We start from the raw sequence: 14,162 nt of genomic DNA, 5'->3' as shown, positions 1-14,162 counted from the left end.
AAAGGATTGCCGATTCGGGTCGGTGAGAAATTTCCCGCGACAGAACGATATTTCTACGGAGGTCGGCAGAAGGGGTACAGTTCCGCGAAAATCGAAGACGGTTGCGACGGAAATCGCACCCGCCTCGACAGGTCCAAATGCGAGTGTTAGTACGACGACTACTGGTAAAAATCCATCGTCTAACCGAAACGGCGCTCGACAGGAGAAGAATATGACAATTTTTAAGTTTTTAGTTTATATAGTCACTCTCGCCGAGGCAACGCGCCTCGGCAGGTCCAAATGCCAGCGAAGAGCGCGTTGAAGTGGTGGCTCGAAGTGACTGCCGCCGTGGCAGGCATTCTCGGGTTCCTCATCACGGTCGGCGGAGTACTGGCCTAAAAATATCCCCTAGCGGGGATTTACGGGCAGTACGACCCCAAGCGCCGGTCGCTGGCTACGGTCCGAAACTCGTTTCGTTTGCTGTCCGGCCGGATTTACGACTAAACACGAGTGGAAAACCGGTCACGCCCCCGACGGTCTCGGCGATGGGTCGTCGCGGTCCAGAATCTCGTCTACGATTTCTCCGAAGTCCGGTGCCTCTCTGTCGTGGTCGGGTTCGTCGGAGGGGTAGTGCGGGACGACAGGCATGCTACCACCTTCTCACCGCTAAATAACGGGGCGGAGTAAAATATCGTTTACTGTCGCTTTTCGTGACGATCGCGGGGCTAACCTTCGGAGAAGCAATCACGAGGAGACTATCGGTCCCCGGCCGCGCCCCTTTTGTCCGCGGCCGACCTCCCTTCGCCCGATGGAAGTCGCTATCCTCACCGTCGGCGACGAAGTGTTGGCGGGCGACACCGAGAACGCGAACGCGACGTGGCTCGCGGGCCGACTCACCGACGCTGGCGCGACGGTCGCGCGCATCCTGACCATACCCGACGACCGGCAACTCGTCGCCGAGACCGTCCGAGAGTGGGCCGAGGAGTTCGACGCGGTGGTCGTGACCGGCGGTCTCGGGGGCACCCACGACGACGTGACCGCCGACGCCGTCGCCGACGCGTTCGACCGCGACCTCGTGGTGGACGACGCCGTGCGCGAGGACGTGATAGCGACCGTGGCGGCGTACCGCGACGAGAACCCCGAGGAGGTAGCGGCCCACGACCTCGACCTCGACGTGGACGCGTGGGCCGCGCTCCCCGACGGGAGCCGACCGCTCGTGAATCCAGAGGGGCTGTGTCCGGGGTGCGTCCTCGGGAACGTCTACGCCTTTCCGGGCGTCCCGGCGGAGATGCGGGCGCTGTTCGAGCAGGTCGCCGACGAGTTCGGCGGCGACGTGGTTTCGCGGACGCTTTACACGCCCCAACCCGAAGCGTCCCTGCTGGACGCGGTGGCTGGCGTGCGCGAGGAGTTCGACGTGACCGTCGGGAGCTACCCCGCCACCGACGAGCGAAATCGCCTCAAGGTGTCCGGCTCGGACCCCGAGGCGGTCGCGGCGGCCGCGGCGTGGTTGCGCGAGCGCGTCGAGGTCGTCGCCGAAGAGTAAGTCACTCCTCGCGCTCGCCGACCTGTACGAGCTGTTTGCCGATGTTCTCGCCCTCGAAGAGTCCGAGGAAGGCGTCGGGCGCGTTCTCCAAGCCCTCGGTCACGGTCTCGCGGTACTGAATCTCGCCCTCGGCGACCCACTCGCCGAGCTGTCGGGTCGCCTGCTCGAATCGCGGCGCGAAGTCCGAGACGAGGAAGCCCTCGACGGTCGCTCGGCTCTCGATGAGTTTGCCGAGCTTTCGGGGGCCGGTCGGCATCTCCTCGGCGTTGTACATCGAAATCTGGCCGCAGACCGCGACTCGGGCGTCCACGTTGAGTTTCGAGAAGACGGCGTCCGTAATCGGGCCGCCAACGTTGTCGAAGTAGCTGTCTACACCCTCGGGGGCGGCCTCGTCAAGCGCCGCGCCGTAGTCGTCGGTCGTCTTGTAGTTGATTCCGGCGTCGAAGCCCAGTTCGTCTTCGAGGAATTCGACTTTCTCGTCGGACCCCGCGAAGCCGACGACGCGAGCGCCCGACTGCTTGGCGATTTGGCCCGCGACCGAGCCGACTGCCCCCGCCGCGCCTGTCACGACGAAGGTGTCACCAGCGTTCGGTCGGGCGACCTCGCGGGTGCCGAAGTAGGCGGTCCGGCCCGGCATCCCGAGGACGCCGAGCGCGGTCGAGACCGGCGCGAGGTCGGGGTTCACCGACTGGAGGTCGCTCCCCCGCGCCGTCGCGTAGTCGGCCCACTGGAGGTCGCCAGCCACGACTTCGCCCTCCTCGAAGCCCGCGCCGTTCGATTCCACGACTTCGCCGACCACGCCGCCCCGGAGCGGGTCGCCGACCGCCCACGGGTCGGCGTACGACTCCCCGGCGTCCATCCGGCCGCGCATGTAGGGGTCCACCGAGAGGTAGAGCGTCCGAACCAGCACCTCGCCGGGGGCCGGGTCCGGAACGTCCTCTTCGGCCAGTTCGAAAGTGTCGCGGTCGGGTTTGCCGTCGGGGCGCTTCGCTAGCAGATACTTGCGGTTAGTTTCGGACATACCCACATCGAGGGCGACCACGGGGAAGGGACCTGCGGAAGGGGCAGGGATGGTCGCTGTAAACCTCAGTCAACCGCGCCGACGTTCTCCTCGCTCTCCATCGTCGGCGGACACGGTTCGATGTTGGCGTAGCCGACGACCTCGCGGCCGAGTTCCCGGACGCGCTCGGCCACGTCGTCGTCGGTGAACGCCCCGTCTCGGACCGCCGAGTGCGAGCGCGGGACCGCGGCCTGATGAGGCAGGACCCATGCGTCGAGCGCGCGACAGACCGACCGGAGGTGTTCGAGCGCCGTGATGGGGAAACTCCCGCCAGAGACCGCCAGCAGGCCCACGGTCTTGTGTTCGAACTCGTCGAACCCGCAGTAGTCCAGCGCGGTCTTCAGCACCGAGGAGTACGACCCGTGGTACATCGGCGACCCGAGCAGGATGGCGTCGGCCTCTCGGATAGCGCGGGCGAGTCGGGCCGCGTCGCCCGCCTCCTCGTCGTCCACGTCCGGGTCGTAGGCGGGCAGGTCGTACTCGCGCAGGTCGAGGAGGTCGGTCTCGCCGCCTTCCTCCTCGGCGGCGTCGAGCGCGGTGTCGAGCGCGACTCTGGTGACGCTCTCGTCTCGAAGACTGCCGCAGACCGCAACGACGTGTGGCGTGTCCGGCATACCCCTCCCGTCGGAAGCGAGCGACAAATAGGTTCGTGACGGGCACCCGCGACAGCGAAGACTCTTATTTTGCCGCCCGCTACGTCGCGCCGATGGATACGATTCGGGCATCGCAATCCGCCGACCGACGCCGCGTCCTCCTCGCGGGACCGGAGGAGTGGCGCGAACGGTTGCGTCCGGCGTTCGCCGCGGACGAGGAGTTCGCCGTGCGGACCGTCTCGACGGTCGAGGAGGCCGTGTCGAGCGCGACCGACCGACGCGCCGCGGTCGATTGCGTGGTGAGCGCCGGACGACTCGACGGCGCGACCGGTCTGGACCTGTTGGACGCGCTCGGGTCGCACAGCACCGACTTGCCCGTCGTGTTGGCTCCGGCCGACGGGAGCGAATCGCTCGCCAGCGACGCCATCGCGGCGGGCGTCACCGACTACGTGCCAGCGGACGCCGACGGCGAGACGGTCCGGCGGCGGTGCCGAGAGGCGATAGAACGAGGAGCCGACCGGCGGCGACGGCGCGAGCGCGCCGACCAGTTCGAGTCGTTTTTCGCCACGCCGGGCCAGTTCGGCGCGGTCCTCGACGCCGACGGGACCGTCGTCCGACTGAATCGGGGCGCGCTCGACGCCCTCGGGCGAGACGAGGAGACCCTCCTCGGCAAGCGGTTCTGGGGACTCCCGTGGACCGACGACTCGTCGCGGGACCTCCAGCGAGCGGTTCACCGCGCCCGGAGCGGGGAGTACGCCGAGTTCGAGGCCGGACTGCCGGGCAGTAGTAGAGACGGCGAGGGCGTTGGCGGAGCGAGCGGCGAGAGGGCTGGAGGGAACGACGGAGCCAGATTCGAGTTCACGATTCGACCCGTCGCGGACGAGAGCGGCGACGTGGACCGCCTCGTCGTCGCTGGCCGGGAGGTCGCCGAGCGCGTCCGACTGGAGGAGGAACTGCGCGAGTCCGAGGAGTTGCACCGCGTCACGCTGAACAACATGACCGACACCGTGTTGGTCACCGACGACGACGGCGAGTTCACCTACGTCTGCCCGAACGTCCACTTCATCTTCGGCTACAGTGCCGAGGAGATACACGACCTCGGGACCATCGACGAGCTACTGGGCGAGGACCTCTTCGACCCCGACCGACTCGACGCCGAGGGCGTGCTGACCAACATCGAGTGTACCGCGACCGACGAGGAGGGCCGGGAACACACCCTGCTGGTCAACGTCCGGCAGGTCTCGATTCAGGGCGGGACGACCCTCTACAGTTGCCGCGACATCACGAAGCGCAAACAGCGCGAGCGGGCGCTCACCCAACTCCACCGAACCAGTCGGGGCCTGCTGTACGCCGAGACGAAATCCGAAATCGCCGACCGCGTGGTGTCGGACGCCGCCTCGATACTGCCCGCCGCCGCCGCGGCGCTCTACCGATTCGACCGCGACGAGAACGTCCTCTATCCGACCGCGGTCTCCGAGAAGTTCGCCGACCTCGTGGGGACGCTCCCGGAGTTGCGCCTCGACCGCGACAGCCCCGTCACCCGCGCCTTCGTGGAGGACGAGACCCGGACGTGCGACCGCGAAGGGCGGACGGGTCGCGGGAACCGACTCGACACCGCAGGCCGGACCGACCGCATCGACCGAACCGACTCGGCGACCCGGACCGACCGCGCTCCTCGGTCGCCGTTCTCGACGCTCGGCGATTACGTCGCCGTGCCGCTGGGCGACCACGGGGTCTTCGTGGCGGCCGCCGCCGACGAGACCTTCGACGAGGTGGCCGAGGAGGTCGCCGAACTGCTGGCCGCGACGACCGAGGCGGCGTTCGACCGGGTGGAGCGCGACGGCGAACTCCGGGAGCGCGACCGGCGACTCCAGCGCCAGAACGAGCGGCTCTCGCAACTCAACCGGGTCAACGAGTTCATCCGCGAGATAGACCAAGCCCTCGTCGGCGCGGAGTCCCGCGAACAGATAGAGGCCGCCGTCTGCGAGCGACTGACCGCCGACGACCGCTTCCGGTTCGCGTGGATCGGCGGGACGACCGCGCTGGACCGGACGCTCCGACCCCGGACGTGGGCCGGGGCCGAGCAGGGGTACCTCGACGGCGTGCCCTTCGAGTTCGACGGCGACCCCGAGACCGTCGAACCGAGCGTCCGGACCGCCGAGCGTCGGGAGGCGACGCTCGTCTCGAACGTCGCCGAACACCTCCGGACCGGCCGGTGGGGCAAGGAGGCGGTCTCGCGGGACTTCCAGTCGGTGCTGTCGATTCCGCTGGTCTACGACGACGTGCTGTTCGGGACGCTGACCGTCTACGCCGACCATCCCGACGCCTTCGACGAGATGGTCCGGTCGGTCCTCCGGGAACTCGGCGACACCGTGGCGTCGGCCATCAACGCGGTCCAGCGCAAGGAAGCCCTCCAGAGCGACACGGTGGTCGAACTCGAATACCGGGTCGCCGACCCGAGCGCCCTCCTCGCGCGCCTCGCCAGCGAGACCGGCGCGACGATAGCGGTCGAGGGCGACGTGACGGGCGACGACGGGACGACGCTCGTGTTCGCCACCGTCGCGGGCGCGCCCCTCGACGGCGTGGTCGCGGCGGCCGACGAGTCCGTCGGCGTCGCGGACGCGGAGTCGATTCGGGAGACCGACGAGGGCGGACTGGTCGGCCTCCGACTGCGCGGGGAGTTCGTGACCGCCGCGCTGGCCGACCACGGGGCACTCCTCCGGCACTTCGAGGCGACTCCGGAGGGTATCTCGCTGACCGTGGACGTGCCCGACTCGGTGACGACGCGCTCGATAGACGAGGTGGTCTCGAACACCTACGACGCCGCCGAACCGGTCGCACAGCGCGAGCGGACGCGGGCGCTGGACACGCGAGGACGGACCGGGCGACTCGTAGACGACCTCACCGAGCGACAGTTAGAGGTCGCCCAGATGGCCTACCACGCGGGGTTCTTCGACTCGAAGCGCGACGTGACCGGCCGGGAGGTCGCCGAGATGTTGGACATCTCTCACACCGCGTTCTACGACCACGTGCGCCGAATCGAGCGAAAACTGTTCTCCTCGCTGTTCGAGAACCGGCCGCGACCCTCCGAGGTGGAATAGTAAACCACGCGGTCGGGAGTCACGGGTTACTATTCAACGGGACAGCCCATGTTCGGGGAGCCGCTTAGCAATATTTACCGAATGAGAACCCGCGACCCAGACTACGACGCGGACGAAGATTACGAGTACGAGTGCCTGAACTGCGGCGAGACGGTGAGCGCGAGCAGTCACCCCGGCGGATGCGGCGACTGCGGGAGTTCGATGCGCAACCGAGGGATGCCCTACGAGTAGAGTCATGGCGACGAACACACTCGACGACCCCGACGGAGACGACTACTCGGAGACCGAATCGGCGCTCGAAACCGCCCTGCGACAGCTCTCGGCGGCCGCGACGCACGTGGACGTAGAAGAGGGCGTCATCGAACGCCTCAAGCACCCGACGCGGGTGGTCGAAGTCGGCGTGCCGCTGAAGCGCGACGACGGGAGTGTCGAAGTGTACACGGGCTATCGCGCCCAGCACGACGACGTGCGCGGCCCGTACAAGGGCGGCCTGCGCTTCCACCCCGACGTGACCGCCGAGGAGTGCGTCGGTCTCTCGATGTGGATGACGTGGAAGTGCGCCGTGATGGACCTGCCGTTCGGCGGCGGGAAGGGCGGTATCGTGGTGAACCCGAAGGACCTCAGCGCCGACGAGAAGGAGCGACTGACCCGCCGGTTCGCCGAGGAGATTCGGGACACCATCGGGCCGAAACAGGACATCCCCGCGCCCGACATGGGCACCGACGCCCAGACGATGGCGTGGTTCATGGACGCCTACTCGATGCAGGAGGGCGAGACGACGCCCGGCGTCGTCACCGGGAAACCGCCGGTCATCGGCGGGAGCGAGGGCCGCGAGGAGGCCCCCGGTCGCTCGGTCGCAATCATCGCCCGCGAGGCGCTCCGGTACTACGACAAGACCGTAGACGAGGCCACCGTGGCGGTCCAAGGCTTCGGGTCGGTCGGCGCGAACGCGGCCCGCCTGCTGGACGACTGGGGCGCGAACGTCGTCGCGGTCAGCGACGTGAACGGCGCGGCCTACGACACGACCGGTCTCGACACCCACGCGGTGCCCTCCCACGAGGAGCAACCCGAGGCCGTGATGCAGTACGACGCGCCCAACACGCTCACGAACGAGGAGGTCCTCGAACTCGACGTGGACGTGGTGATTCCGGCGGCCATCGGGAACGTCCTCACGGCGGACAACGCGGGCGACGTGCAGGCCGACATCGTGGTCGAGGGCGCGAACGGCCCGACCACCTCGGCCGCCGACGAGATTCTGAACGAACGCGGCGTCGCCGTGATTCCCGACATTCTGGCGAACGCGGGCGGGGTCACCGTCTCGTACTTCGAGTGGTTGCAGGACATCAACCGGCGTCAGTGGTCGCTCGAACGCGTCAACGACGAACTCGAATCCCACATGCTCTCGGCGTGGGACGACGTTCGCCGCGAGGTCGAATCCCGCGACCTGAGTTGGCGTGACGCCGCCTACGTCGTCGCGCTCGAACGCGTCGGCGAGGCGAAATCGAGCAGAGGTCTCTGGCCGTAGCGAACGCGGTCCGAGACCACCGACGAAGCGAACTTCGCAGACGGCGGGCGCATCGGGTTCGCTTCGCGAAGGGAACTAGGGATTTGCTTGCTCGGACGAACGCCGATGCGCCGGGTCAGGGGCGGGCGGTGCGGTCAGCTATTCTCCGGAGAGGTCGGTCACGCGCCCGACGAACAGCGGCGTCTCCGTCGGCCGGTCCCGGATGTAGAACAGGAAGGGACGGTCCACGGTCATCTCGACTCGCTCGGGGAGGGCGCTCTCGGCGACGACGACCGCGGTCGCGGCCGCGGCCTCGGTGCCGCGCTCGTCCACCGAGACGAAGCTGTCGTGGCGAATCTCGCTGACGAACAGGTCCTCGCCTTCCGACTCGCTCATGCCGGTCAGGTCTGCCGACGACGTGAACGCCCGTCTCATGCCGAGGTTCTGCATCGTCTTCACGAGACTGAACGACGACTCGACCTCGAACTTCGGGAGCGAGAGTGACACCTGCGCCCGACCGGTCCGGTCGAGCATCGTGGCGAGTCGGTCCACCGAAAGCGACTCCTCGAACGTCTCGAACTCGCCCGCGGCGGGCAGGACGACCACCATGCTCGTCTCGCCGTTCGCGTAGGGGAGTTCGACCAGTTGGTGCCCCTCGATTTCGGCGTACTGGGTCTTCAGTTCGTTGTGCATCGTCGGCACCTTCGCGGTCGTCCCGTCGAGCGCGGTGAACTCGCGGGCGTCGGTCGCCTCCTCCGAGAACGGAATCTCCCAGCGCGCCGAGAAGTAGACCGCGTTCGTCAGCACGAGGCGAGTCGCTTGGTCGATGGACCCGCGAGGGAGGAGGTCTTCGATGCGATTCTCCGTGTTGTCGGCGACCCACGCGTTGATTCGCTCGCGGGCCTCCTCGGGCGACCCTCGAAAGTCCGCCAGTCGGAGGCCAGCGCCGTAGTAGGCGTCCAGCAGGTCCAGAAACTCCTCGCGGAAGGGGAACTCCTCTTGACCCCACACGCTGTTGGCAGTGGTGAACTCGAAGGCGGGACCGGGGTCCTCGCCGTCGTCGCGCGAGACGGTCCGGACGCTCGCCTCCTCGCCCTCCTCGTTGCGTCGCTCGAACTCGGCCGCGAGTGAGGAGAACGCCGGATGTAACTCCTCGGGGTCGAGGCGGAAGTGGAGCGCGTCGGCCATCTCGGCGGCCGTCTCGCCCCGCGCCCCGGCGTAGGTCATCGCCAGCGCGACCGAGACGCTGTAGGGCGAGAAAAAGAGGTTGGGCGCGTCCTGCTGGTCGCGCAGGGTTGCGAGCAAGTCGATGGCGAACGCGACGTTGCCCCGAATCTGGTCGGCCAGCAGGTCCTCGGCAATTTCGGGGTCGGTCGCGGGGTCGATTTCGGGGAACGGGGGCGCGTCGAGGTCGTCGAAACCGGGGGACTCCTCGGGCGTCGTCTCGGTCGCCGGGTCGTCGGGAGTGGCCGTGTCGCGGGTCGTCTCGGTCGCGGTGCCGGTCGTCTGCGGGTCCTCGCTCCCGGTGCATCCGGCGAGTCCGGCGAGGAGGGCACCCGAGAGCGCGAGGGTTTCGCGGCGTCGGAGGGGCATACTCGGGCGTTCGACGGGTCGGGGTAAACGCTTTCCGTAGAGTGAAACGGGCGTTTCAGTTACGGGGGAACGGGCGAGAACTCACACGGACTCGGTGAGACCGCCATCCACGCGGACGTTCTGGCCGGTGAGATAGCTCGACTCCTCGGAGACGAGGAAGGCGACGACATCGGCAATTTCCGACGTTTCGGCCGGGCGACCCATCGGGATTTCGGCGCGGGTCTCGTCGTCCACCTCGTAGCTGTCGGCGAACCCCGGCAGGACCGCGTTCATCCGGATACCGTCGCTAGCGTACCGGTCGGCGTAGAGCTTGGTGAAACTCCCGAGTCCGGCGCGAAGGACCGACGATACGGGGAAGTCCGAACTCGGCTCGTACGCCGAGAACGTGGAGACGTTGACGATAGCGCCCGCTCCCTGTTCCTCGAATATCGGCGTGACCAGTCGCGCGACGCGGACGGTGTTGAGCAACACGAGGTCGAGTCCTTCGTGCCACTCGTCGTCGGAGATGTCCAGCAAATCGCCCGTCGCCGGGTGACCCGTATTGTTCACCACGGCGTCGATGCGCCCGTAGCGTTCGCGGGCGGCCTCCACGACTGCTTCGAGGTCGTCGGGGTCGGTCACGTCGCCCTCGAAGCCGACGCCGCCCAACTCCTCGGCGACCTCGACCGCCGCGCCGGACTTCGAGAGGAGGACCGGCGTGAAGCCGTCGGCGGCCAGTCGCCGCGCGCACGCTTCACCGATGCCTCGCCCCGCCGCCGTGACGACGGCGACTCGCTGTGAATCCATGCGAGGAGTACCGACCGGCGGGACTTAAGTGTCCGTGCGCGAGGTCGCGCTCGCTCGCCGCGGCTCACTCGTCGCGTTCGTTCGACTGCCGGGGCGCGTCCCGGAGCGAGTCGAGCGTCCCCCAGACGACCGCGGCCGCAGTCGCCAGTCCGACGACCGCCAACAGCGAGTACAGCGGCGACGCGAGCGGGAACAGCACGAATATCGAAATCAGCGACAACGCGAGGGCCAACAGCGCCGCGGTAGCGATTTCGACCGCCCGCGGCCGGGTTCGGAGGACCGAGGGATAGCCGAACTCCTCGGCGACGGTCGAGAGTCCGAGGAGGTTCAGGGTGACGTACCAGAGTACGAGGACGACCAGCGGGAGCGACGTGTCGTAGATTAGCGGGAGGTGGCCCAAAACCGCGAAGGACGCGCCCCACAACAGTTGGTCGATTCGCCGGAGATTCATACTACCTCGTCACCGGCGGAGGCGAGCGACCGTCTCGCCGTCGCCCGACTCGTCCCCGTCCGGCACCTCGACCTCCACCAGTCCGTCGTCCGCGAGGTCCGAGAGCAGTCCCGTCAGCCACTCCCGACCGTACTCCCCGCCCGGCGCGTAATCGACTCGGATTCGGGGACCGAGTTTCGACAGCGGGAGTTCGTCGTACTCCTTCAACAGGGAGATGGCTTTCCCGCGGAACTGTCGCCTGCTGCCCTCGAAACTCGGCTGGGTGGGCACGTCGGGCGCGGTGAAGTCGCCGGTCTCGTAGGCGTGGCACCACTCGCGCCACGGACAGCCCGCCGAGTCGCACTTAGGTTTCTGCTCGCAGGCGACGCCGCCCAGTTCCATGATGGCGTTGTTCCAGACGCGCGACTCGCCCTCGGGCATCGCTTCGCTGGCGGCCTCCTCGAAGGCCGCGTCGTCGTCTGGCACGTCGAACGCGCGGTGGAGGACGCGCTTGACGTTGGTATCGACCACGGCGTCGCCGTTGTTGAACGCGAAGGAGGCGACGGCGTTGGCGGTGTAGGGACCGACGCCCATCAGATTCTGGAGTTCGTCGGGCGACTCGGGGAACTCCCCGTCGTACTCTTCGACTACCTGTCCGGCGGCCTCGTGGAGGTACTTCGCGCGGTTGTTGTAGCCGAGGCTGTGGTCGGTCCAGAACCCCACCACGTCGGCGCGGTCGGCGTCCGCAAGCGCTCGGGGCGTGGGCCATCTGTCGAGGAACGCCTCCCACGCCTCCACGACGCGGCCGAGTTGGGTCTGCTGGCTCATGACCTCCGAGACCAGAATCTCGTAGGCGTCGTCGGTCTCGCGCCACGGGAACTCGCGGTGGTCCGTCTCGTACCACGAGACGAGGGCGTCGCGGACCGCCGGTAGCTCCTCGGGGAGCGAGTAGTCGGCGTCGTCCGGTGCGGCATCGCTCATTGGCGGAGAGTAGGGAGGAGGTCGGTAAATGGTCGGCGGTTCCGTCGAAACGGCGAGATTTATGCGACCGCCCCGAGACCGCCGAACTATGACCGCTTCGGTGGAACCGTGACTGATTCGGTAGCGCGCGCGGCGATGCTGGTCGGAGCCACGCTCGTCCTCGGGGGACTGGCGATGACCGTCGCCGGAGTCACCGGTCTGTTCGCGGTCGGTGGCGCGCTGTTGCTGGTCGGCGCGCTGGCCTCGTTCTCGCCGTCCCCGGAGTCGGAGTCGGGCAGTGCCGAGTGCCCGAACTGCGGCGCGAGAAACTGGGCCGACAGAGGAGCGTGCCGGGAGTGTGGCGTGGACCTCCGGTAGCGTGGACTCCCGGTGGCGCGGTTCACGGACGGCGCTCGGACGCGACCAGTCGAAAGGCGTTTCCGCCGGGCCGCCAATCCTCCGGGCATGAGTCTGGACGACCTACAGGACGACGTGGAAGGCGAGTACGCGGACCTCGGCGACGAACTCTCGGTGTCGCTGGACGGCGAGACGCGCAACGAACTGGCACTCCTCGAAACGGCGCTCGACCCCGAGGAGACCGACGAACTCGTCCGGCGGGCGATTCACATGCTCTTTCAGCGCACGGTAGACACCGGAAATCTGGACTTCCACCTCCGGAGTAGCTACGACGTGACTTACGACGAGTACCTCTCGGGGATGACCTACGACGAGATGACCGGCGGCGGCCAGTCGTTCCCACAGCAACAGCAGAAGGACGACCGACGCTACCAGTTCTGAGGCGCGTCGCTTTCACGGTTTTCGTCCCGTGAGCGTTCCACAGTCCGCAGTTTTGTTCCGCGACCTTCGATAGTCCACGGGACGCGCCGCGTCTGCGCTCGCGCTCGCGGTTCCGCGCGAGCGCAGACGCAAGCGGGGAGGAACGGGGGCGCGATGCGGGGCAGTGCGGTGCGGAGCGGTGCGGGGCAGTGCGGTGCGGAGCGGTGCGGTGCGGTGCGGTGCTGTGCTGTGCTGTGCGGTCTGACTGGTGTCGGCATCAGTCCGGGTCGCGGTTGCGGTGCTGGCCGGGTCGGCGGCGGTAGCCCGCTACATCTCGACTGTCCGCTCAGTGTCGAACGAAGACCGAACGACCACCCAAATCTCGACTCCGAAAGGACAGACCCAAAACGACGCCCGACGAACGCTCACGACGAGACTGTCCCCATGCCACGCTACGAGGGCGTCCACGCCCACCCCGACGGCGACAGCACCGCGGCGCGCTTCGCGGCCACCGCCGCGCGGTACGGCTTCGACGGCGTGGTCGTGCGCAACCACAGCGACTCGACGCTCGACTGGGACGAGACCGACCCCGAGCGCATCGCCGCGGAGTACGACGTGGACGTGGTGGACGCCATCGAAATCCGGGCCGAGAACCCCGACGTGGCGTCGGGCCACGTCGGCAACTACCGACCGAAGTACACCGTGCTGGCCCTCCACGGCGGGACGAACGCGCTGAACCGGTTCGCGGTCGAGTCCGACCGCGTGGACGTGCTGGCCCACCCCATGCGCGGTCGGGGCGACTTCAACCACGTGCTGGCGAAGGCCGCGGCCGAACACGGGACGCGCGTGGAGTTCGACCTCTCGCGAGTGCTTCGGGACGACGGCGGGCCGCGCGTCCAAGCGTTGCAGGACCTGCGAAAGCTCCGGGAAATCGTCACCCAGTACGACGCGCCGTACGTCGTCAGCGCGAACCCGACGAGTCACCTCCAGTTGCGGACTCCTCGGGAGTTAGTCGCGGTGGGCGAGGCAATCGGCTTCTCCGAGGAGCAGATTCGGCGGGGACTCGCGGAGTGGGCCGAGGTCGCCAAGCGCAACCGCGAGCGCACGTCCGACGAGTTCATTGCACCGGGCGTCAAACGCGGCAGGTATGAAGAAGACGATTGAGGAACACGCCTCCCGGTTCGACGACGTAGCGGGCGAGTACGACGACAGCCAGAACGACACCGAGGAGTACCGCGCTTGCGTTTCCCTCGTCGTGGACCACGCCAGTCCCGGTCCCGACGACACCGTGGCGGACCTCGGCACCGGCACCGGGGCCATCGCGCTGGCGCTCGCCGACGACGCGGGCGAGGTCGTCGGCCGCGACATCAGCGAGGGGATGATGGAGGAGGCCCGCGAGAAAGCCGAAGCGGAGGGCATCGAGAACGTCGCGTTCGGCGAGGGTCGGTTCCGCGAACCGAACGTCGAGGCGGCAGATATCGTCGTGTCGAACTTCGCGATGCACCACCTCAGCGACGACGAGAAGGTCGAGGCGGTAGAAGCGATTGCGGAACTGGGACCGCGGAAGTTCGTCCTCGGCGACGTGATGTTCTTCGGCGAGCCGAACCCCGACGAGCCGTTCTACAGCCCCGAAGTGGACGACCCCTCGACGGTTGGCCATCTGGCGGACGCGCTGACCGAGGCCGGGTTCGCGCTGACCGCGGTGGAGAAGGTCCACGAGCAGGTCGGCGTGCTGGTGGCCGAGCGCGGGGACGGGGAGTAATCCACGTAGGTCGGGGGGGGGGGGGGGGGGGGGGGGGGGGCCCCCCCCCCCCCCACCGAAGAAGAAGAGAGGAG

15 protein-coding genes are annotated in these 14,162 nt (G+C 67.9%); 8 read left to right on the top strand and 7 right to left on the bottom strand.

What is annotated here, in order from left to right; translation table 11 throughout:
• Positions 1 to 501 precede the first annotated feature (501 nt).
• On the bottom strand, positions 502 to 627 hold the full coding sequence (locus EPL00_RS24015; RefSeq protein WP_274380988.1) for a hypothetical protein: 126 nt from the start codon (positions 625 to 627) through the stop codon (positions 502 to 504).
• A 160-nt stretch (positions 628 to 787) separates the two neighbouring features.
• Here EPL00_RS24015 and EPL00_RS10050 point away from each other — a divergent pair, with 160 nt between their 5' ends.
• Positions 788 to 1,522, top strand: a complete 735-nt coding sequence (locus EPL00_RS10050) for a competence/damage-inducible protein A (RefSeq protein ID WP_135852835.1) — start codon at positions 788 to 790, stop codon at positions 1,520 to 1,522.
• Position 1,523: 1 nt separating this feature from the next.
• On the opposite strand, the gene EPL00_RS10045 is transcribed toward EPL00_RS10050, so the two are convergent.
• Together EPL00_RS10045 and EPL00_RS10040 are read right to left on the bottom strand one after the other, a co-directional pair.
• Positions 1,524 to 2,543 (bottom strand): NADP-dependent oxidoreductase, encoded by a 1,020-nt coding sequence (locus EPL00_RS10045; protein WP_135852836.1) that lies wholly within the window; start codon positions 2,541 to 2,543, stop codon positions 1,524 to 1,526.
• 65 nt (positions 2,544 to 2,608) lie between these two features.
• The gene (locus tag EPL00_RS10040; protein ID WP_135852837.1) at positions 2,609 to 3,196 is read right to left on the bottom strand and encodes an NADPH-dependent FMN reductase; all 588 of its coding nucleotides are present in this window, start codon (positions 3,194 to 3,196) and stop codon (positions 2,609 to 2,611) included.
• 92 nt (positions 3,197 to 3,288) lie between these two features.
• Here EPL00_RS10040 and EPL00_RS10035 point away from each other — a divergent pair, with 92 nt between their 5' ends.
• From EPL00_RS10035 to gdhB, 3 genes are all read left to right on the top strand, one after another.
• Complete coding sequence (locus EPL00_RS10035) at positions 3,289 to 6,276, top strand: bacterio-opsin activator domain-containing protein (RefSeq protein WP_135852838.1); 2,988 nt, start codon at positions 3,289 to 3,291, stop codon at positions 6,274 to 6,276.
• Between the two features lie 81 nt (positions 6,277 to 6,357).
• Positions 6,358 to 6,507: a rubrerythrin-like domain-containing protein gene (locus EPL00_RS10030; protein ID WP_135852839.1), complete on the top strand. Its 150-nt coding sequence runs from the start codon at positions 6,358 to 6,360 to the stop codon at positions 6,505 to 6,507.
• 4 nt (positions 6,508 to 6,511) lie between these two features.
• Positions 6,512 to 7,801: a glutamate dehydrogenase GdhB gene (gene gdhB / locus EPL00_RS10025; RefSeq protein WP_135852840.1), complete on the top strand. Its 1,290-nt coding sequence runs from the start codon at positions 6,512 to 6,514 to the stop codon at positions 7,799 to 7,801.
• 138 nt (positions 7,802 to 7,939) lie between these two features.
• Here gdhB and EPL00_RS10020 read toward each other — a convergent pair whose 3' ends face one another.
• The 4 genes from EPL00_RS10020 to EPL00_RS10005 all read right to left on the bottom strand — a co-directional run bounded on the left by EPL00_RS10020 (position 7,940) and on the right by EPL00_RS10005 (position 11,570).
• Positions 7,940 to 9,373, bottom strand: coding sequence for a serpin family protein (locus EPL00_RS10020; protein WP_135852841.1), 1,434 nt, complete (start codon positions 9,371 to 9,373; stop codon positions 7,940 to 7,942).
• Positions 9,374 to 9,454: 81 nt separating this feature from the next.
• A complete protein-coding gene (locus EPL00_RS10015) occupies positions 9,455 to 10,159 on the bottom strand; it encodes an SDR family oxidoreductase (RefSeq protein ID WP_135852842.1) in 705 nt (234 codons plus the stop codon).
• Positions 10,160 to 10,223: 64 nt separating this feature from the next.
• Positions 10,224 to 10,610 (bottom strand): hypothetical protein, encoded by a 387-nt coding sequence (locus tag EPL00_RS10010; RefSeq protein ID WP_135852843.1) that lies wholly within the window; start codon positions 10,608 to 10,610, stop codon positions 10,224 to 10,226.
• Positions 10,611 to 10,619: 9 nt separating this feature from the next.
• Positions 10,620 to 11,570 (bottom strand): HhH-GPD family protein, encoded by a 951-nt coding sequence (locus tag EPL00_RS10005; RefSeq protein WP_135852844.1) that lies wholly within the window; start codon positions 11,568 to 11,570, stop codon positions 10,620 to 10,622.
• Positions 11,571 to 11,678: 108 nt separating this feature from the next.
• Here EPL00_RS10005 and EPL00_RS10000 point away from each other — a divergent pair, with 108 nt between their 5' ends.
• From EPL00_RS10000 to EPL00_RS09985, 4 genes are all read left to right on the top strand, one after another.
• Positions 11,679 to 11,927 carry a hypothetical protein gene (locus EPL00_RS10000; RefSeq protein WP_135852845.1) on the top strand — a complete coding sequence of 83 codons (249 nt, stop codon included), beginning with the start codon at positions 11,679 to 11,681 and terminating at the stop codon, positions 11,925 to 11,927.
• An 87-nt stretch (positions 11,928 to 12,014) separates the two neighbouring features.
• Positions 12,015 to 12,347: a hypothetical protein gene (locus EPL00_RS09995; RefSeq protein ID WP_135852846.1), complete on the top strand. Its 333-nt coding sequence runs from the start codon at positions 12,015 to 12,017 to the stop codon at positions 12,345 to 12,347.
• A 423-nt stretch (positions 12,348 to 12,770) separates the two neighbouring features.
• Positions 12,771 to 13,490, top strand: coding sequence for an RNase P subunit p30 family protein (locus EPL00_RS09990; RefSeq protein ID WP_135852847.1), 720 nt, complete (start codon positions 12,771 to 12,773; stop codon positions 13,488 to 13,490).
• Positions 13,474 to 14,088 (top strand): class I SAM-dependent methyltransferase, encoded by a 615-nt coding sequence (locus EPL00_RS09985; protein WP_135852848.1) that lies wholly within the window; start codon positions 13,474 to 13,476, stop codon positions 14,086 to 14,088. Before EPL00_RS09990 ends, EPL00_RS09985 begins: the two co-directional genes overlap by 17 nt.
• Positions 14,089 to 14,162: the final 74 nt, after the last annotated feature.

It is taken from the genome of Halorussus salinus, from assembly GCF_004765815.2.
Taxonomy (GTDB): Archaea; Halobacteriota; Halobacteria; order Halobacteriales; family Haladaptataceae; genus Halorussus; species Halorussus salinus.
This window is presented reverse-complemented; position numbering and strand designations above follow the sequence as displayed.

Excerpts from the sequence above, each read along its gene's own strand:
- EPL00_RS24015 (WP_274380988.1), bottom strand. The coding sequence starts at position 627 with ATGCCTGTCGTCCCGCACTACCCCTCCGACGAACCCGACCACGACAGA.
- EPL00_RS10050 (WP_135852835.1), top strand. The coding sequence starts at position 788 with ATGGAAGTCGCTATCCTCACCGTCGGCGACGAAGTGTTGGCGGGCGAC.
- EPL00_RS10045 (WP_135852836.1), bottom strand. The coding sequence starts at position 2,543 with ATGTCCGAAACTAACCGCAAGTATCTGCTAGCGAAGCGCCCCGACGGC.
- EPL00_RS10040 (WP_135852837.1), bottom strand. The coding sequence starts at position 3,196 with ATGCCGGACACGCCACACGTCGTTGCGGTCTGCGGCAGTCTTCGAGAC.
- EPL00_RS10035 (WP_135852838.1), top strand. The coding sequence starts at position 3,289 with ATGGATACGATTCGGGCATCGCAATCCGCCGACCGACGCCGCGTCCTC.
- EPL00_RS10030 (WP_135852839.1), top strand. The coding sequence starts at position 6,358 with ATGAGAACCCGCGACCCAGACTACGACGCGGACGAAGATTACGAGTAC.
- gdhB (WP_135852840.1), top strand. The coding sequence starts at position 6,512 with ATGGCGACGAACACACTCGACGACCCCGACGGAGACGACTACTCGGAG.
- EPL00_RS10020 (WP_135852841.1), bottom strand. The coding sequence starts at position 9,373 with ATGCCCCTCCGACGCCGCGAAACCCTCGCGCTCTCGGGTGCCCTCCTC.
- EPL00_RS10015 (WP_135852842.1), bottom strand. The coding sequence starts at position 10,159 with ATGGATTCACAGCGAGTCGCCGTCGTCACGGCGGCGGGGCGAGGCATC.
- EPL00_RS10010 (WP_135852843.1), bottom strand. The coding sequence starts at position 10,610 with ATGAATCTCCGGCGAATCGACCAACTGTTGTGGGGCGCGTCCTTCGCG.
- EPL00_RS10005 (WP_135852844.1), bottom strand. The coding sequence starts at position 11,570 with ATGAGCGATGCCGCACCGGACGACGCCGACTACTCGCTCCCCGAGGAG.
- EPL00_RS09995 (WP_135852846.1), top strand. The coding sequence starts at position 12,015 with ATGAGTCTGGACGACCTACAGGACGACGTGGAAGGCGAGTACGCGGAC.
- EPL00_RS09990 (WP_135852847.1), top strand. The coding sequence starts at position 12,771 with ATGCCACGCTACGAGGGCGTCCACGCCCACCCCGACGGCGACAGCACC.
- EPL00_RS09985 (WP_135852848.1), top strand. The coding sequence starts at position 13,474 with ATGAAGAAGACGATTGAGGAACACGCCTCCCGGTTCGACGACGTAGCG.